The following is a 218-nucleotide window of genomic DNA, read 5'->3' as shown; positions in this document are numbered from 1 at the left end:
CCCCTATGTCTTATCACGAACTTAGGGAAGGTCTGAAAAAGACTTCCTGAATCTGGTGAAATACGCCGATCCCGCCAGCCGAGTTTTTCCATGAAGCAGATGACCTTCGCCGACGCCGAGTACGCCGGCAAGCGCAAGCAGACCCGTAAGGGATTGTTCCTGATCGAGATGGATCAGGTGGTGCCGTGGAAGGGATTGATTGCCCTGATCGAGCCACT

1 pseudogene is annotated in these 218 nt (G+C 54.1%); it reads left to right on the top strand.

The features are described from left to right. Positions 1-90: 90 nt before the first annotated feature. Positions 91-218, top strand: a pseudogene (locus C722_RS26205) (IS5/IS1182 family transposase); the annotation flags it as partial.

It is taken from the genome of Pseudomonas sp. 313, from assembly GCF_000316965.1.
GTDB lineage: Bacteria > Pseudomonadota > Gammaproteobacteria > Pseudomonadales > Pseudomonadaceae > Chryseomonas > Chryseomonas benzopyrenica.
Note: the sequence above shows the minus strand (reverse complement) of the source record. Positions and strands in the feature narration are given on the sequence as shown.